At 64.5% G+C, this 15,089-nt stretch carries 19 protein-coding genes, 1 other RNA gene and 2 riboswitches; of the genes, 14 read left to right on the top strand and 6 right to left on the bottom strand.

Translation table 11 applies throughout. The features are described from left to right. Positions 1–29 precede the first annotated feature (29 nt). A complete protein-coding gene (locus tag ECTHA_RS0109815) occupies positions 30–353 on the bottom strand; it encodes a hypothetical protein (protein WP_025282567.1) in 324 nt (107 codons plus the stop codon). Positions 354–485: 132 nt separating this feature from the next. Between ECTHA_RS0109815 and ECTHA_RS0109820 the strand changes: the two genes are divergently transcribed. Together ECTHA_RS0109820 and ECTHA_RS0109825 are read left to right on the top strand one after the other, a co-directional pair. Continuing rightward, complete coding sequence (locus ECTHA_RS0109820; RefSeq protein WP_025282566.1) at positions 486–761, top strand: BrnT family toxin; 276 nt, start codon at positions 486–488, stop codon at positions 759–761. Continuing rightward, positions 739–1,020, top strand: a complete 282-nt coding sequence (locus ECTHA_RS0109825; RefSeq protein WP_025282565.1) for a BrnA antitoxin family protein — start codon at positions 739–741, stop codon at positions 1,018–1,020. Before ECTHA_RS0109820 ends, ECTHA_RS0109825 begins: the two co-directional genes overlap by 23 nt. A gap of 16 nt (positions 1,021–1,036) precedes the next feature. Here the strand turns inward: ECTHA_RS0109825 and ECTHA_RS0109830 are convergent, their stop codons facing one another. From ECTHA_RS0109830 to ECTHA_RS0109850, 5 genes are all read right to left on the bottom strand, one after another. Continuing rightward, complete coding sequence (locus tag ECTHA_RS0109830; RefSeq protein ID WP_025282564.1) at positions 1,037–1,498, bottom strand: EVE domain-containing protein; 462 nt, start codon at positions 1,496–1,498, stop codon at positions 1,037–1,039. A 14-nt stretch (positions 1,499–1,512) separates the two neighbouring features. Further along, positions 1,513–2,124, bottom strand: a complete 612-nt coding sequence (locus tag ECTHA_RS0109835) for a 5-formyltetrahydrofolate cyclo-ligase (RefSeq protein WP_025282563.1) — start codon at positions 2,122–2,124, stop codon at positions 1,513–1,515. Positions 2,125–2,199: 75 nt separating this feature from the next. Continuing rightward, a non-coding RNA gene (gene ssrS / locus ECTHA_RS19515) (6S RNA) lies at positions 2,200–2,385 on the bottom strand. A gap of 92 nt (positions 2,386–2,477) precedes the next feature. Beyond that, on the bottom strand, positions 2,478–2,780 hold the full coding sequence (locus tag ECTHA_RS0109845; protein ID WP_025282561.1) for a cell division protein ZapA: 303 nt from the start codon (positions 2,778–2,780) through the stop codon (positions 2,478–2,480). Continuing rightward, positions 2,777–3,010 carry a TIGR02449 family protein gene (locus ECTHA_RS0109850; RefSeq protein WP_025282560.1) on the bottom strand — a complete coding sequence of 78 codons (234 nt, stop codon included), beginning with the start codon at positions 3,008–3,010 and terminating at the stop codon, positions 2,777–2,779. Before ECTHA_RS0109850 ends, ECTHA_RS0109845 begins: the two co-directional genes overlap by 4 nt. Positions 3,011–3,178: 168 nt before the next feature. On the opposite strand from ECTHA_RS0109850, the gene ECTHA_RS0109855 reads away from it, so the two are divergent. From ECTHA_RS0109855 to ECTHA_RS0109910, 12 genes are all read left to right on the top strand, one after another. After that, entirely contained in the window at positions 3,179–3,481 is a 303-nt protein-coding gene (locus ECTHA_RS0109855; protein ID WP_025282559.1) for a hypothetical protein, read from the top strand. A 104-nt stretch (positions 3,482–3,585) separates the two neighbouring features. Beyond that, entirely contained in the window at positions 3,586–4,134 is a 549-nt protein-coding gene (locus ECTHA_RS0109860; protein ID WP_025282558.1) for a UPF0149 family protein, read from the top strand. Between the two features lie 15 nt (positions 4,135–4,149). Further along, on the top strand, positions 4,150–5,475 hold the full coding sequence (pepP, locus tag ECTHA_RS0109865; RefSeq protein ID WP_084306909.1) for a Xaa-Pro aminopeptidase: 1,326 nt from the start codon (positions 4,150–4,152) through the stop codon (positions 5,473–5,475). Continuing rightward, the gene (gene ubiH, locus ECTHA_RS0109870) at positions 5,472–6,674 is read left to right on the top strand and encodes a 2-octaprenyl-6-methoxyphenyl hydroxylase (RefSeq protein WP_026623706.1); all 1,203 of its coding nucleotides are present in this window, start codon (positions 5,472–5,474) and stop codon (positions 6,672–6,674) included. The genes pepP and ubiH overlap by 4 nt, the downstream gene beginning before the upstream one ends. Positions 6,675–6,708: 34 nt before the next feature. Continuing rightward, positions 6,709–7,908, top strand: a complete 1,200-nt coding sequence (locus ECTHA_RS0109875; RefSeq protein ID WP_025282555.1) for a UbiH/UbiF/VisC/COQ6 family ubiquinone biosynthesis hydroxylase — start codon at positions 6,709–6,711, stop codon at positions 7,906–7,908. Positions 7,909–8,146: 238 nt separating this feature from the next. Beyond that, entirely contained in the window at positions 8,147–8,749 is a 603-nt protein-coding gene (locus ECTHA_RS0109880) for a class I SAM-dependent methyltransferase (RefSeq protein WP_025282554.1), read from the top strand. A gap of 100 nt (positions 8,750–8,849) precedes the next feature. After that, a riboswitch (glycine riboswitch) is annotated at positions 8,850–8,938 on the top strand. Between the two features lies 1 nt (position 8,939). Continuing rightward, positions 8,940–9,038, top strand: a riboswitch (glycine riboswitch). A 52-nt stretch (positions 9,039–9,090) separates the two neighbouring features. Next, entirely contained in the window at positions 9,091–10,200 is a 1,110-nt protein-coding gene (gene gcvT / locus ECTHA_RS0109885; RefSeq protein ID WP_025282553.1) for a glycine cleavage system aminomethyltransferase GcvT, read from the top strand. 99 nt (positions 10,201–10,299) lie between these two features. Then, positions 10,300–10,692, top strand: coding sequence for a glycine cleavage system protein GcvH (gene gcvH / locus ECTHA_RS0109890; RefSeq protein ID WP_025282552.1), 393 nt, complete (start codon positions 10,300–10,302; stop codon positions 10,690–10,692). A gap of 66 nt (positions 10,693–10,758) precedes the next feature. Continuing rightward, complete coding sequence (gene gcvPA, locus ECTHA_RS0109895) at positions 10,759–12,114, top strand: aminomethyl-transferring glycine dehydrogenase subunit GcvPA (protein ID WP_026623707.1); 1,356 nt, start codon at positions 10,759–10,761, stop codon at positions 12,112–12,114. 360 nt (positions 12,115–12,474) lie between these two features. Further along, positions 12,475–12,975: a thiol peroxidase gene (tpx, locus tag ECTHA_RS0109900; RefSeq protein ID WP_026623708.1), complete on the top strand. Its 501-nt coding sequence runs from the start codon at positions 12,475–12,477 to the stop codon at positions 12,973–12,975. Between the two features lie 232 nt (positions 12,976–13,207). Beyond that, positions 13,208–14,701, top strand: a complete 1,494-nt coding sequence (gene gcvPB, locus ECTHA_RS0109905; RefSeq protein WP_275260085.1) for an aminomethyl-transferring glycine dehydrogenase subunit GcvPB — start codon at positions 13,208–13,210, stop codon at positions 14,699–14,701. After that, positions 14,701–15,063, top strand: coding sequence for a diacylglycerol kinase (locus ECTHA_RS0109910; RefSeq protein ID WP_025282547.1), 363 nt, complete (start codon positions 14,701–14,703; stop codon positions 15,061–15,063). Before gcvPB ends, ECTHA_RS0109910 begins: the two co-directional genes overlap by 1 nt. The last annotated feature ends 26 nt before the right edge of the window (positions 15,064–15,089 follow it).

A 15,089-nucleotide genomic window follows, 5' to 3' on the forward strand; every position in this document is an offset into this window, starting at 1 on the left:
CTCTCCCCGGAGGGGGAGAGGGGCTCTGGTCACTTTGCCTTCAAGGCCTCCTCATTGAAGGCGTCATCAATCCCGGTGATGGTCTTTTCCACCATCCGGAAACCCTCCACCGGGGCATCGTCCCCCATGTACTTGAGCCGCAGGGGTCCGAGGGCCTTCACCGCCTGGGCCCGTTCGATGAGGGTCTGTGCATCCCGTTCACCGTCTCCGCCCAGGGCCTTGACGATCTCCCCGGCAATGGGGCCCGTGTGTTCCCCATCCCGGGCCTTGTCCAGGGTCTCCTGGGGCGAGCCATCCAGCAGCCCCAGCCCGGTGTGTGCATCCAGGTGGCTCAGCAGTTCGCTCAGGGTCATGGCAGGGCGCTCCCGGTTGCATCTGTCTGGCCCCGAACATGGCACGAGGCGCGGCACGATTCAACCACGGGATTTGCCGGTCAATCGCCGCCTGAACTGGTCCGGTTGGAAACTTGTCCATACAATAAGCTCATGAGGATCGACTTCGACCCATGCAAGAGCGAGCGGAATGCCAGGGAGCGTGGGTTACCATTCACGGCCGTGAAACATTTCGATTGGGAAAACGCGGTCTTCTGCGAAGATCAGCGCTTCGACTACCCCGAAATGCGTTTCATCGGTCTCGGCAAAATCGGGACGCGTGTGCATGTGGTGTGCTTTACGCCCGTTGAGGGCGGCATTCGCGTGACCAGCCGGAGAAAAGCCAACCCGCGGGAGGTGAGGCGCTATGAAAACGCCATTGACGGATAAGGACGGTGAGGTGCGGGAATTGACGGATGATGACGTGAGCCGGATGCGCCCTTTGAAAGAGGCTTTACCGGAAGCCCTGCAGCGCTCCATTGGCCAGCGGGGCCATCAGCGCAGACCCGCAAAAGTGAAGACCTCCATTCGTCTGTCACCAGAGGTGGTGGAGCATTTCAGGGCCGAAGGTCACGGCTGGCAAAGTCGTATAGACCAGGCACTCAAGCAGTACATTCAGGAGCATGGCGAAGGCAAAAGCCGTCCCTGATGCCCACCCAAAGCTTCTAAGCCTCTTCCGCCATCGACAGGATGAAATCCCACTCCGCCTCGGATACCGGCATGATGGACAGGCGGTTGCCCTTGCGTACCAGGGGCATGTCGGCCAGTTCTGGAGCCTGCTTCAGGTCGGCCAGGGGGATCACCCGGTCGAACTTGCGCTCGAAGGCCACGTCCACCCGGTACCAGCGGGGGTTGTCCGGCGGGCTCTTGGGGTCGTAATACTTGTGCTCCGGATCCCAGGCGGCCTCGTCCGGGTAGCCGGCCCGGGCAATGCGCATGATGCCCACCACACCGGGCACCTTGCAGTTGGAATGATAGAAGAACGCCCGATCCCCCTCCTGCATGTCGTCCCGCATCATGTTGCGCGCCTGGTAGTTGCGCACGCCTTCCCAGGGCTCCACCTGGACGCGTTCCAGGTCGTCGATACCGAAGACATCGGGTTCGGATTTCATCAGCCAGTTGGCCATGGTGTGGCGCTCCTTCAGGTGATCATGCCAGTGCGACCGGCCCCGGCAGGCCAGCGAATCATGCCCCGCTCGGTGGCCACCGCATCCAGGTTCACGTCCCAGGGACGGCGGGGGAGGGTGTCCACCTGCTGGAAATCATAGGCCAGGCCCAGCAGACGGGGGCGATGCCAGTGGCGATGACGGTTGCGGTGGGCGAAGGTGGTGTCGTAGAAGCCACCGCCCATGCCCAGACGGGTGCCCTTATCATCAAATCCCACCAGAGGCGTGATGATCAGGTCCAGGGCGCGGGCCGGCACGCGGTGGCGCTTGCTCACCGGGGGTTCGGGGATTCCGAAGCGATTGGGGATCAGGCGGGTGTCCGGGTCCCAGGCCACGAACCACAGCAGCCTGGGGTGAATGGGCGCCAGCACCGGCAGATAGAGCCGCTTGCCAGCCGCCCGGGCGGCTGCCATCAGGGGGGTGGGGTCCACCTCACCGCGATCCGGCAGGTACACGGCAATGCGCCGGGCCGAGGTGAACAGGGGGGTGTGCACCACCTGGCGGGCAATACACCGTGAACGGGCCGCGCGCTCTGCAGGGGGCAGGGCGAGTCTTTGTGCCCGCAGGGTGCGTCGGAGGGTTTTCATGGCCTGGCGTGAGTGCAAGTGGAATCCCATGAAAAAGGCCGGACCCGTGACAGGCCCGGCCTTGCTTGCAAGAGGACACACTCCGCGAATGCCGTGGCAGACTTTCGACCTTGAACCAGTGGTTCAAGTGGGTGCCGACGCAGTGAATCAAGGCTTTCCGCTACGGGGCGGACATGCACAACATCACTGCAGAGTGGCTCCCGGGGTAGTTCATTAGGCTCAAGGATAATACCCAGCCGCTCACGAACACCGCAGAGGTGCCCAAACCGTAAAATCGTTGTTGGTGCAGGGTTTCACCATACCACAGTCCCTGAGCCAGATCTTCGCGGCCAAGGGCCGCTCCCATCTGATTGTCAGTGTCCTTCGGCTTCCTTGTCCAGCGCCGAATCGACCCGCGCCCGCAGGGCTTGAATGCGCTTGTCCATGTCTGCCTGCTGATCCTTCAGCGTGAGCAGCTCGTGGGTGATGTTCAGGGCCGCCATCACGGCGATCCGGTCTCCACCCACCACCTTGCCTGTGTCCCGTATCTCCTTCATGCGACGGTCCAGCAGGTTGGCCGAGGCGATCAAGGCATGGCGTTGTTCTTCGGGGCAGGCCACCCGGTATTCCTTGCCCAGGATCTGAACCGTGACCGGTTCAGCAACGGTCTCCGTCATACGGCCTGCTCCATGGACTTGAGACGGTTGATCATGGATTCCACCTTGATGCGCGCCTGCTCCCCCCTTTCGGTGAGTATGGACCGTTCCGTGAGTAATTGCTCGTTTTGCTGCCGAAGCATGTTGTTCTCATTCCGCAGTCGGTCGCAGGCACGGGCCAGCGCCTCGATGCGGGTTTCCAGATCGCGCAGGGTGCGGTCGGCCTCGGCGCTGTGGTGAATGGCGTTCATGGGGTCAATATAGGCCTGTGCCCTGGGGGGCGTCAACGGGGCCGGTCCGCCCCTCCTGCGCGATCACGATCGGACCCTGCGCACGCGCTCCGCCCGCTGCCCGCGATGGCCTAGCGCCACGTGAGCTTGCTAGACTCCAAGGCCCCAGGTCTTCACGGATTCGCGAACATGCCCCCGGATGACGCCCCCGACTTCGCGCCGGCTCCTGAAGGTTCTGTGGTGATCGAATCGGTCACCCGCGGGGGTAAGCCCTGTCGCATCGTGGATACCACCGGGTTGGTTCCACGGGATCTCCTGGCATCGCTGCTGGAACAGCTGATCACCGAGCGGCGTTTCGGCCTCTCTGCGTTGTCGGAGGCGGGCAGTGGGGTGATCAACCTGGGAGAACCTCAGTTTGCCCACGTGCAACTGGACGAAGCTTTGTACCGTCTGATCCTGCTGCCCGACGAGGCGCGGCTGGAGCCTTTCTGACTGCCTCGGCCTCAGGGCCGATGACACCCTGTTGACACTGATCGGCCCGGAACCGCTTGCCACCGATTGTTGTCCTGATCGCTATCCCGTGATGAGATTGCCCCATGTTGCCCCAATATCAGACCGTTGAAGACGCCCTGCAGACTGCGGGTGCCACCGCCGGCGCCGCCGAAGTGCATGGCACCCTGTGCGGGATGCTCAGTGCCAATCTGGGCGCCGGCGTGGAGGCCTGGATGCGCGAACTCTTCCCGGAGGAGCAGCCCGGTGAGATGCCCACCGGCGAGCCCCGGCAGTTGCTGGGTCAGCTGTTCGACGAGACCCGTACGCAGCTCTCGGATGCCCTGCTGAGCTTTGAACTGCTGCTGCCGGGAGATGAAGACGACCTGGATGGCCGCGTGTCGGCCCTGGGCCACTGGTGCCAGGGGTTCCTCTACGGCCTGGCCGTGGCCGGTGTGACCGATCCGGGCAAGCTGCCGGAAGACTCGGCGGAATTCATCAAGGATCTTTCCGAGATCGCCGGCACCGGTTTCGACGTGGAGGAAGATGAGGAAAACGAGGAGGCCTATCAGGAGATCCAGGAGTACATCCGCATGGGGGTGCTGCTGGTCAGCGAGGAACTCCAACCCTTGAAGGGTCCATCGCGGATCCAGTAACCGGGACCAAACCCCATGCCCCTGAACAAGACCCAGCAAAAGGAATTCGCCCGTCGCCGCCGCCAGCTCATGCGCGCCATGGGGGAGGGCGGCATCGCCATCATTCCCGCCGCCCCGACGCGGTCGCGCAATCACGATGTGGAATATCCCTACCGGCAGGACAGCGATTTCTGGTACCTGACCGGCTTTATCGAGCCGGAATCCGTAGCCGTGCTGGTGCCGGGCCGGGAGCAGGGCGAGTTCATCCTGTTCTGCCGTGAACGGGATCCGACCATGGAGACCTGGAATGGCCGACGCGCCGGCCAGGACGGTGCCGTGAAAGGCTTTGGCGCGGATGATTCCTTCCCCATTGGCGATATGGAGGAGATCCTGCCGGGCCTGCTGGAAAATCGGGAACGGGTGTACACCAGTCTCGGTCGCGACCCGGACTTCGACCGAAAGCTCATCGGCTGGGTGAACCACATCCGCGAGAAGGTGCGCTCGGGCGCACGTCCGCCCCACGAGTTCGTGGCCCTGGAATACCTGCTCCACGACATGCGCCTGTTCAAGTCCGCCTTCGAACTCAAGGCCATGCGCCAGGCGGCCAGGATCACCAGCGAGGCGCATGTTCAGGCCATGCGGGCCTGTCGCCCCGGCGCCTGGGAATACCAGGTGGAGGCGGAACTGCTCTACGCCTTTCGCCGCGCCGGCACCGAGCCTGCGTATCCCTCCATCGTGGGGGGCGGGGAGAATGGCTGCATCCTGCACTACACGGAGAACGAGGCCCAGCTCAAGGAGGGCGACCTGCTGCTGATCGATGCGGGTTGTGAATACCAGGGCTATGCCAGTGACATCACCCGCACCTTTCCGGTGAGCGGCCGCTTTTCCGGGCCTCAGCGGGAGGTGTACGAACTGGTGCTGGAGGCCCAGAAGGCCGCCATCGCCCAGGTGGTCCCCGGCAATCATTGGGATGACCCTCACGTGGCGGCGGTCAAGGTGCTCACCAAGGGGCTGGTGAGCCTGGGGCTGCTCAAGGGCAAACCCGCCAGGCTCATCAAGGATGAAGCGTATCGCCCGTTCTACATGCACCGCACCGGTCACTGGCTGGGGATGGATGTGCACGATGTGGGCGATTACAAGCTGGGAGATGCCTGGCGGTTGCTGGAGCCGGGCATGGTCATGACCATTGAGCCGGGGCTGTATCTGAGCCGTGCCCTCAAGGGGGTGCCCAAGGCCTACCGGGATATCGGCATCCGCATCGAGGATGACGTGGTGGTGACCAAGGAGGGGCACGAAGTGCTCACGGCAGAGTGTCCGAAGGAACCCGATGAACTGGAATCCCTGGTGGGGACTCAGCCATGACCCAGCCTCTGCCCGACGTGGATGTGGCGGTCATCGGGGGCGGCATGGTGGGTGCCACCCTGGCCCTGGCAGCGGCCCGTACCGGGTTTTCCGTCCGTGTGATCGAGGCGCATCCGCCGGGGGTGGACGGCCAACCCAGTTACGACGATCGAGCCACGGCGCTCTCCTGGGGCAGTCGCCGGATGCTTGATGACCTGGGTATCTGGGCGGACCTGGCGCCCCACGCTGAACCCATTCGCCGGATTCATGTGTCCCAGCGCGGTTATCTGGGGGCCACTCGCATGGATCATCATGACTCTGGTGTGGAGGCCCTGGGCTATGTGCTGATCAATCGGCATCTGGGACCGGTACTGCATCAGGCCCTGGAGGCCAGTGGCGCGGCCGTGACCACCCCGGCGCAACTGCTGGATTACCAGGAGGGTGAGGATCACCTGATTCTCAAGATTCGCCAGGGGCAGGAGGACCGGTCCCTGGGGGCACGTCTCGTGGTGGGCGCCGATGGCACCGGCTCGCGCCTTCGGGCCCTGGCCGGGATCGATGTGCATGAATCCCCCTACGAGGGATCAGCCATCATCGCCAATGTCACACCGGGTCAGGATCACCAGGGGGTGGCCTATGAGCGATTTACCGATGAGGGGCCCATCGCCCTGCTGCCATTGACCCGCGGGCCGGATCATGAAAGGCGCTGCTCTCTGGTGTGGGTGCGCCCCCAGGAACAGGTGGCCCGGACCCTGGGCTGGAGTGACAGGGAGTTTCTGGCCCGGTTGCAGGAGCGTTTTGGTCATCGCCTTGGATGTTTTCGCAAGGTGGGGCAACGGGCGGCCTATCCGCTGAGTCTGATCCGGGCGAAACGGGATACGGCCCCCCGTGTGGTGCTGGTGGGCAATGCCTCCCACACCATTCATCCGGTGGCGGGGCAGGGGTTCAATCTGGGGCTGCGGGATGTGCGCACCCTGGCGGATCTGTTGGCCCAGGCCCGGGTGGATGGCGAGGATCCGGGCTCCCCGGCCTTGCTGAGTGACTATGCATCCCGCCGCGAGGGGGATCTGAACACCGTGATCCAGGCCACCGATGCCCTGGCGCGATTGTTCGCCACCCCGTTTTCGCCGCTGGCCCACCTGCGTGGTGCCGGCCTGATGCTGCTGGACCTTTGCGGGCCCCTGCGTCGGCGGGTGGCCAGGAAGGGAATGGGTTTGTAACGCCGTCCTGGCGGAAGATACGGAGAGAACACGCATGTCCCACGCGAAGACCCCGGAGTTTCACACCATCGTCGTTGGCGGCGGCATGGTGGGCGCTGCCCTGGCGGCTGAACTGGCCCAGTCCGGGCATCGGGTGGCCCTGGTGGAGGTCCAGCCGCCAGGGGCGTTTGACCCCGGAGGCGACCACGATCTGCGTGTGTCCGCCATCAATCGTGCGGCGCAGCGGGTGTTCCAGTCCCTGGGTGCCTGGGAGGGCATGATGGCCCTGCGGGCACACCCCTATCAGGCCATGGAGGTGTGGGATGCCGCCGGGTCGGGGCGCATCCGCTTCGAGGCCAGGGATCTGGCAGAGCCGGACCTGGGGCACATCATCGAGAACCGCGTCGTGCAGCGCGCCCTGTGGGATCGGCTGGAGCAGGACCCCATGGTTGAAATCATCGCCCCCGACACCCTCATGGGGCTGGATGTGCGGCGCAGCCATGCAGAGATCACCCTGGCCAGCGGGCGTCGTCTCAAGGCCCTGTTGGTGGTGGGTGCCGATGGCGCCCGCTCGCGCCTGCGGGAATTGGCGGGCATTCGCGTGAACAGCCGGTACTACGGTCAACAGGCTCTGGTGGCCACCGTGCGTACGGCCCTTCCCCATGAGGACACGGCCTGGCAACGCTTCCTGTCCACGGGGCCACTGGCTTTTCTGCCCCTGGGGGATGGACGCTGCTCCATTGTGTGGTCGGCGGACGATGCCCGCGCGGAGGAGCTTCGGGATCTGAATGACGAGGCCTTTTGCCAGGCCCTTGCAGACGGGCTGGACTATCGTCTGGGGCAGGTGCTTGAGACATCCAGGCGGGCAGCCTTTCCCCTGCGCGGCTCCCAGGCGGAGCATTATGTGCGGCCCCGTGTGGCTCTGGTGGGGGATGCGGCCCATACCATCCACCCACTGGCGGGGCAGGGGGCCAACCTCGGTTTTCAGGATGCCCATGCCCTGGTCAGTGCGGTCTGTGCCCCGGGTGTGACTGATGCCGGAGAGCTTCGGGTGTTGCGTCGTTATGAGCGGGCCCGTCGCGGCGACAATCTGATCATGATGCGATCCATGGAGGGTTTCAGGTATCTCTTCGGTAGCGAACAGCCCCCGCTGGCGGCCCTGCGGGGGCTGGGCCTGAACCTGGCCCATCAGGTGACGCCGCTGAAGCACCTGTTGATGCGCCATGCCCTGGGCCTGGGCGAGCACCGAACCTGACCCATCTGTACTGATGCTTTTTTTGTGGGAGCGGCCCTTGGCCGCGATGCTTTTCAGGCAGGGCGCCGCTGTCGCGGCGCATCGCCGGCAGGCCGGCTCCCACGGGGGGGGTGGCTCGTCCTTGTGGGAGCGGCCCTTGGCCGCGAAGCGTTTTAAACGGGCCACCGCGGTCTCCGCGACTCGCCGGCAAGCTGTACAATGGGCTTTTCACCACTGGGTGCCACGGGGACGATTCGTCATGAAAGAATTCTGGGATACCCGCTACTCCGGTTCGGAGTACGTCTACGGCACGGCCCCCAATGCCTATCTGCTGGCGCACCACGGCCTGTACCAGGCCGGGCAGACGGCGCTGGCCGTGGGCGATGGAGAGGGGCGCAATGGCGTCTGGCTGGCATCGCGGGGGCTGTCGGTCACCTCGGTGGACTTCTCCCAGCAGGCACTGGCCAAGGCCCAGGCCCTGGCACAGCATCAGGGCGTGATCCTGGAAACGGTCTGGGCAGACCTGGTGGGCTGGAAGTGGCCCAAGGGCGAATTCGACCACGTGATCTCCATCTACGTGCATCTGCCTCCCGCTCAGCGTCGCCAGGTGCACCAGTCCATGCTGGAAGCCCTCAAACCTGGCGGCTGGTTACTGCTGGAGGCCTTTCATCCCGAACAGATCCATCACGAAAGCGGTGGCCCCCGTGAACCCGACATGCTCTACAGCAGCGTGATGCTGCGGGAAGATCTGGCCGGCGCCGAATTCATGGAGCTGGCCGAACTGGCGATTCAACTGGATGAGGGGCCGGGCCACCGGGGCCGGGCTGCAGTGACCCGTGCCTTGATTCGTCGTCCTGAATAGCCTCAGTCTATCCCCCATATGAAGTTTATATGTCCATAAGTCCTTCCGAACCCGGGGCCGCTGGGTTATAGTGAGGTCATTGATTCGGGTGCCACGGTGCCCAGGCAGTGCGGGAGAGACCCCCACAGGGGGCGCCGAAGGCGCAACTTCCGCCCGGAAACGCTCAGGCAAAAGGACCGCGCTGCCACATATCGACTCTGGAGAGTGGCCTGTTTTCAGGCCCACCGAAGGGGATAATCGGGCATTTGCACCGGTTTAATCTCTCAGGTTTCAGGACAGAGGGGCGGTCGACACACAACACGTGTCGGCCGCCCCTTTTTTGTTTTCCGGGAGCCGAAAAGATGACCACACTCAAGCAGACAACACTCCATGACGCCCACGTCGCCGCTGGCGCCCGCATGGTGGATTTCGCCGGCTGGTCCATGCCGGTGCACTATGGGTCCCAACTGGAAGAGCACCACGGTGTACGCCGCGAGGCCGGGATGTTCGATGTGTCCCACATGACCGTGGTGGACGTGGCCGGCTCCGGGGCGCGGGATTACCTGCGCTACCTGCTGGCCAATGATGTGGACAAGCTCAAGGAAAACGGGCGCGCCCTGTATAGCTGCATGCTCAACGAGCAGGGTGGGGTTCTGGACGACCTGATTACCTATCGCCGTGAACAGGGCTACCGGGTGGTGGTGAATGCCGCTACCCGCGACAAGGATCTGGCCTGGATGCAGCAGGTGGCCCGGGATATGCCGGGTGCGCCCCAGGTGTCCGTGCAGGAACGGGACGACCTGGACATGATCGCTGTTCAGGGCCCCAAGGCCCGGGAACTTTGCCTGCCGCTGTTGCCGGAGGCCCTGCGTTCCGACGTGGAGGCCCTGTCGCCGTTTCGAGCCTGCGAATGGCAGGACTGGTTCGTGGCCCGCACCGGCTACACCGGTGAGGATGGATTCGAAGTGGTGCTGCCCAAGGGCGAAACCCGCGCCCTGTGGGATGCCCTGGCCGCCGCCGGTGTGCGCCCCACGGGCCTGGGTGCCCGCGACACCTTGCGCCTGGAGGCCGGCATGAACCTCTATGGCACCGACATGGATGAGCAGGTGAGTCCCCTGGAATCCGGCCTGGGCTGGACCGTGGCTCTGGCACCCGCCGACCGTGATTTCATGGGGCGTGCCGCCCTGGAGAAGCAGAAGGCCGAGGGCGTGCCGCATCGTCTGGTGGGTCTGGTGCTTGAGGGGCGTGGCGTCCTGCGTGGCCACATGCCGGTATCGGCGGGTGAGGCCGGTCAGGGTGAGACCACCAGCGGCAGTTTCTCCCCCACGCTGGGGGTGGCCATCGCCCTGGCGCGCATCCCCGCTGGCGCCGGCGAGCAAGTTCAGGTGGAGATCCGCGGCAAGCAGGTGCCGGCCCGGGTGGTCAAGCCGCCGTTCGTGCGCAACGGTCAGGCCCTGGTCGAGATCCACTGAGCCCCCAGACGGTTTATATTCCCGGGAGGGGCCATTGCCGGCCTCTCTCGTTGTCCCTTTGTCACCTTATCCTCGATTTCATCCTTCGGAGAAGATCCCATGAGCAATGTCCCTGCTGAACTGAAATACGCCAAGTCCCACGAATGGGTACGCCAGGAGTCCGACGGCACCCTGACCGTGGGTATCTCCGATCATGCCCAGGAACTACTGGGTGATCTGGTCTTCGTGGAGACTCCGGAAGAGGGGTCCAGCCTGGAGGCCGGTGCCGCCTGTGCCGTGGTGGAATCCGTCAAGGCCGCCTCGGATGTGTACGCCCCCGTGAGCGGCGACGTGGTGGCCGTGAACGAACAATTGGGCGATAGCCCGGAACTGGTGAACAGTGATGCCTACGGCGAGGGCTGGATCTTTCGCGTCAAGCCCGCCAACACCAGCGAACTGGATGCCCTGATGGACGCCGACGCCTACAATCAGCACCTGGAGGCCGAGGGCTGAGGCGGGCCAGTCAGCGCCGCTTGCCCCCAAACCCGCCGCCAGCAGCCCGGAGACCCTCGACAAGCCATGCCCTTCATTCCCCATACTGAATCCGATGTGCGCGAGATGCTCGACGCCATTGGCGCCGACAGCGTCGAAACCCTTTTCGACGAAATCCCTTCCGCCCTGCGCGTGGACGGCCTGCGGGGCGTACCGCCGGCGATGAGCGAAATGGAGGTCACCCGGCTGATGGAGGCCCGGGCTGGCGAGGACGCCACCTGCCTGAACTTCATCGGGGCTGGTGCCTACGAGCACCATATCCCGGCGGCCGTGTGGCAGATCGCCACCCGCGGCGAGTTCTACAGCGCCTACACCCCCTACCAGGCCGAGGCCAGCCAGGGAACCCTGCAGCTCATTTACGAATACCAGACCATGATGAGCCGGCTCACCGGGCTGCCCATGTCCAATGCCTCCTTGTACGACGGGGCGTCGGCCCTGGCCGAGGCAGTGCTCATGGCGGTGCGCGCCAACCGCAAGTCCAAGGCCCGCAAGGTGCTCATGCCCACCAGCGTGCATCCGGCCTATCGTGCGGTGACCCGCAGCATCGTCGGCAGTCAGGGAATCGATCTGGTGGAGGTGCCTTTCGATCCAGACACCGGTCGAGTGGACGTGGCCTCCCTGTGCGACTTCGAGGGCGGGGATGTGACCGCCCTGGTGATCCCGCAACCCAACTTCTTTGGTGTGATGGAAGAAGTGGATGCCCTTACTGACTGGGCCCATGCCCAGGGCGCCCAGGCCATTGGCGTGGTCAATCCCGTCTCCCTGGCCCTGCTCAAGGCCCCCGGTGAATGGGGTACCAAGGGGGCCGACATGGTGGTGGGTGACGGCCAGCCCCTGGGCGCGCCGCTGTCCTCCGGCGGGCCCTATTTTGGCTTCATGTGCTGTCGCAAGGAGCATGTCCGCCAGATGCCGGGGCGCGTGGTGGGCCGCACGAAGGACGCCGACGGTCGCGAGGGGTTCGTGCTCACCCTGCAGGCCCGGGAGCAGCACATCCGCCGCTCCAAGGCCACCTCGAATATCTGCACCAACCAGGGGCTGGTGGTCACGGCTGCCACCATCCACATGGCCTTGCTGGGGCCGGAGGGCCTGGAGCGGGTGGCCAGCACCTGCATGAACAACACCGCCGCCCTGGTGGACAAGCTCAAGGCCAGGGGCTTCGATGTTGCCTTCTCCGCTGAGCGCTTCCACGAAGCGGCCATCCGTCTGGGCACCGATGCCGAGAAGGTGATGCAGCGCATGTCCGAGGAAGGCGTACTGGGCGGGTATCCTCTGGGCCGGGATTATCCGGATCTCAAGGATGTCCTGCTGTTGTGCGTGACGGAGACCAAGACCGAGGCGGATCTGGATGCCCACGTGGAGGCCTTGGAGAAGGCGGTCTCTTAACGTGAAAGAACCCAGGTTCAGCTACGGAAGCTCCCTTCTCCCCCTGGGGGAGAAGGGCTGGGGATGAGGGGGCGGGGGAGGCACTGTGCCGGTCCTCGCCCCTCACCCCAACCCCTCTCCCCTGAGGGGAGAGGGGCTCGTAATGTATCTTTCATCATCGGGGGTGCCTCACCACCCTGATGCATGAGAGTTAGGGCGGGCCCACTGAACCCGGGTCGGGCCGGGATTGCCCAAGACCTGAGCAAGGTTGACCGCTGCATTCCCGCCCCCATGCCGGCAATGGGCTGGCTTGGGGAGGGTATGCGGCACAGATCGGGGGCAAGCCCCCCAAGCAGACCAAAAGACCGGAGGAGACTCTCCATGGCCAAGATCACCCTGCAGGGCAATCCCATCAACACCAGCGGCGACCTGCCCCAGGTGGGCAGCAAGGCACCCGCGTTCACCCTGGTGGACATCGACCTGAATGACGTGAGGCTCAGCGACTTCAATGGCAAGAGGAAGATTCTCTATATCACGCCGAGCCTTGATACACCGGTCTGCGCGCTGGCCACCAAGAAACTCGATGCATGGGTTGCCGAACGCGACGACGTGGTGGTGCTGACCGTTTCGGCGGACCTGCCCTTTGCCCAGGGTCGGTTCTGTGGCAGTGAGAGTGTGGAACGGGCGAAGACCCTTTCCATGATGCGGTCGCGGAATTTCGCCAAGGACTATGGCGTGCTGATCGTGGATGGCCCCCTGGCCGGCATTACCAGCCGGGCGCTGCTGGTGCTGGATGAGAAAGATACCGTGGTCCACACGGAACTGGTGCCGGAGATCGCCCAGGAGCCGGATTATGACAAGGCCTACGCCGCCCTTGGGTGAGCGGGCCGCCGCATGCCCCTCACCCCAACCCCTCTCCCCTGGGGGGAGAGGGGCCAGACGGTTGCACTCTCTTCTCCCTTGAGGGGAGAAGGGCCAGACGGTTGCACTCCCTTCTCCCTTGAGGGGAGAGGGGCCAGACGGTTGTACTCCCTTCTCCCCTCAGGGGAGAAGGGCCGGGGATGAGGGGGGAGCGGTGGGCACAGTGCCATCACCGCCCCCTGTACCGAACATTATTTCCCAGACTCAGGAGCAAGGTATGTTGATCTTTGAACTCTCCCGTCCCGGGCGTCGGGCCACCAGCCAGGCGCCGTTGGCCGAGCCCGCCGCGCCGGCGGTGCCCGAACGTTTCCGGCGGGGCAGCCGGGTGCCTTTGCCTGAGGTCTCGGAACTGGACGTGGTACGCCATTACACCCGGCTGTCCCAAAAGAACTTCTCCATCGACACCCATTTCTATCCCCTGGGCTCGTGCACCATGAAGTACAACCCGCGGGCCTGCAACAGCCTGGCCATGCTGCCGGGTTTCATGCGCCGTCACCCCTATGCCCCCGAGCAGGTGAGCCAGGGCTTCATGGCCTGCATGTACGAACTGCAGGAAATGCTCATGGACGTGACCGGCATGCGTCAGGTCTCGCTGACCCCCATGGCGGGCGCCCAGGGTGAATTTGCTGGTGTGGCCATGATCCGTGCCTATCACCAGTCCCGTGGGGACGATGCCCGCACGGAAATCATTGTCCCCGACGCGGCCCACGGCACGAACCCGGCCACCGCCACCATGTGTGGCTACACGGTGCGGGAAATCCCCACCGATGCCGACGGGGATGTGAACATGGAGGCCCTGAAGGAAGCCGTCGGGCCGACCACGGCAGGCATCATGCTCACCAACCCCTCCACCGTGGGTGTGTTCGAGCGGCGTATCAAGGAGATCGCCCAGGTGGTCCACGATGCCGGTGGCCTGCTGTATTACGACGGCGCCAACCTGAATGCCATCCTGGGCAAGGTGCGCCCGGGCGACATGGGCTTTGACGTGATCCACATGAACCTGCACAAGACCTTCTCCACCCCCCATGGGGGCGGTGGTCCGGGTGCTGGCGCCGTGGGCGTGAGCGATCGCCTGCGTCCTTTCGTGCCCGTGCCGGTGGTGGACAAGCAGGGTGATGAATACCGCTGGCTGACGGAGAAGGATTTGCCTCAGAGCATCGGTCGCCTGTCAGCCTTTGCCGGCAACGCCGGTGTGCTGCTGCGGGCCTATGTGTACATGCGCCTGCTGGGTCGGGAGGGGATGCCCCGGGTGGCAGACTTCTCCACCCTGAATGCCAACTATGTGATGGCCCGCCTGAAGGAAAAGGGTTTCGATCTGGCCTTCCCCAACCGCCGTGCCACCCACGAGTTCATCGTCACCCTGCGCCGTCAGGCCAAGGAGAATGGGGTGACTGCCATGGATGTGGCCAAACGCCTGCTGGACTACGGTTTCCATGCGCCCACCACGTACTTCCCGCTGCTGGTGCCCGAATGTCTGCTGCTGGAGCCCACCGAGACGGAGAGCAAGGAGACCCTGGACGGCTTTGTGGAGGCCATGGGGCAGATCCTGGACGAGGCCCGTAACGATCCCGAAAAGGTGAAGGGTGCCCCTTACACCCAGCCCAATCGGCGTTTTGACGAGGTGCGCGCCGCCAAGGAACTGGACCTGGCCTGGACGGGCTCGACACGCGAGGCGGCAGCCGGCTGATGGCCCACAGTGGCCACCGGGGCCTGACACGGATCATCAAGGCCGCCGGTTATTCCTGGAAGGGGCTGCGCAGCACCTTCAAGCACGAGGCCGCCTTTCGCCAGGAATTGATGGCCATGCTCATCCTGGTACCCCTGGCCCTTTGGCTGGGGGACACCGGGGTGGAACGGGCCCTGCTTCTGGGGTCCTTGCTGCTGGTGCTCATCGTGGAGTTGCTCAACAGCAGCGTGGAGGCCGCCATCGACCGCATCGGCGAGGAGTTGCATCCGCTCTCGGCCCGGGCCAAGGATATGGGCTCGGCGGCCGTCTTCCTGGCCATCGCCCATGCGGTGGTGGTCTGGGTGCTGGTGTTGTGGGGATGATGTCCTGGAGAGATTGATCTTTCTCA

The sequence above is a fragment of the Ectothiorhodospira haloalkaliphila ATCC 51935 genome (assembly GCF_000633935.1).
GTDB lineage: Bacteria > Pseudomonadota > Gammaproteobacteria > Ectothiorhodospirales > Ectothiorhodospiraceae > Ectothiorhodospira > Ectothiorhodospira haloalkaliphila.

Coding starts and splice junctions, on each gene's coding strand:
- ECTHA_RS0109815 (WP_025282567.1), bottom strand. CDS start 353: ATGACCCTGAGCGAACTGCTGAGCCACCTGGATGCACACACCGGGCTG.
- ECTHA_RS0109820 (WP_025282566.1), top strand. CDS start 486: ATGAGGATCGACTTCGACCCATGCAAGAGCGAGCGGAATGCCAGGGAG.
- ECTHA_RS0109825 (WP_025282565.1), top strand. CDS start 739: ATGAAAACGCCATTGACGGATAAGGACGGTGAGGTGCGGGAATTGACG.
- ECTHA_RS0109830 (WP_025282564.1), bottom strand. CDS start 1,498: ATGGCCAACTGGCTGATGAAATCCGAACCCGATGTCTTCGGTATCGAC.
- ECTHA_RS0109835 (WP_025282563.1), bottom strand. CDS start 2,124: ATGAAAACCCTCCGACGCACCCTGCGGGCACAAAGACTCGCCCTGCCC.
- ECTHA_RS0109845 (WP_025282561.1), bottom strand. CDS start 2,780: ATGACGGAGACCGTTGCTGAACCGGTCACGGTTCAGATCCTGGGCAAG.
- ECTHA_RS0109850 (WP_025282560.1), bottom strand. CDS start 3,010: ATGAACGCCATTCACCACAGCGCCGAGGCCGACCGCACCCTGCGCGAT.
- ECTHA_RS0109855 (WP_025282559.1), top strand. CDS start 3,179: ATGCCCCCGGATGACGCCCCCGACTTCGCGCCGGCTCCTGAAGGTTCT.
- ECTHA_RS0109860 (WP_025282558.1), top strand. CDS start 3,586: ATGTTGCCCCAATATCAGACCGTTGAAGACGCCCTGCAGACTGCGGGT.
- pepP (WP_084306909.1), top strand. CDS start 4,150: ATGCCCCTGAACAAGACCCAGCAAAAGGAATTCGCCCGTCGCCGCCGC.
- ubiH (WP_026623706.1), top strand. CDS start 5,472: ATGACCCAGCCTCTGCCCGACGTGGATGTGGCGGTCATCGGGGGCGGC.
- ECTHA_RS0109875 (WP_025282555.1), top strand. CDS start 6,709: ATGTCCCACGCGAAGACCCCGGAGTTTCACACCATCGTCGTTGGCGGC.
- ECTHA_RS0109880 (WP_025282554.1), top strand. CDS start 8,147: ATGAAAGAATTCTGGGATACCCGCTACTCCGGTTCGGAGTACGTCTAC.
- gcvT (WP_025282553.1), top strand. CDS start 9,091: ATGACCACACTCAAGCAGACAACACTCCATGACGCCCACGTCGCCGCT.
- gcvH (WP_025282552.1), top strand. CDS start 10,300: ATGAGCAATGTCCCTGCTGAACTGAAATACGCCAAGTCCCACGAATGG.
- gcvPA (WP_026623707.1), top strand. CDS start 10,759: ATGCCCTTCATTCCCCATACTGAATCCGATGTGCGCGAGATGCTCGAC.
- tpx (WP_026623708.1), top strand. CDS start 12,475: ATGGCCAAGATCACCCTGCAGGGCAATCCCATCAACACCAGCGGCGAC.
- ECTHA_RS0109910 (WP_025282547.1), top strand. CDS start 14,701: ATGGCCCACAGTGGCCACCGGGGCCTGACACGGATCATCAAGGCCGCC.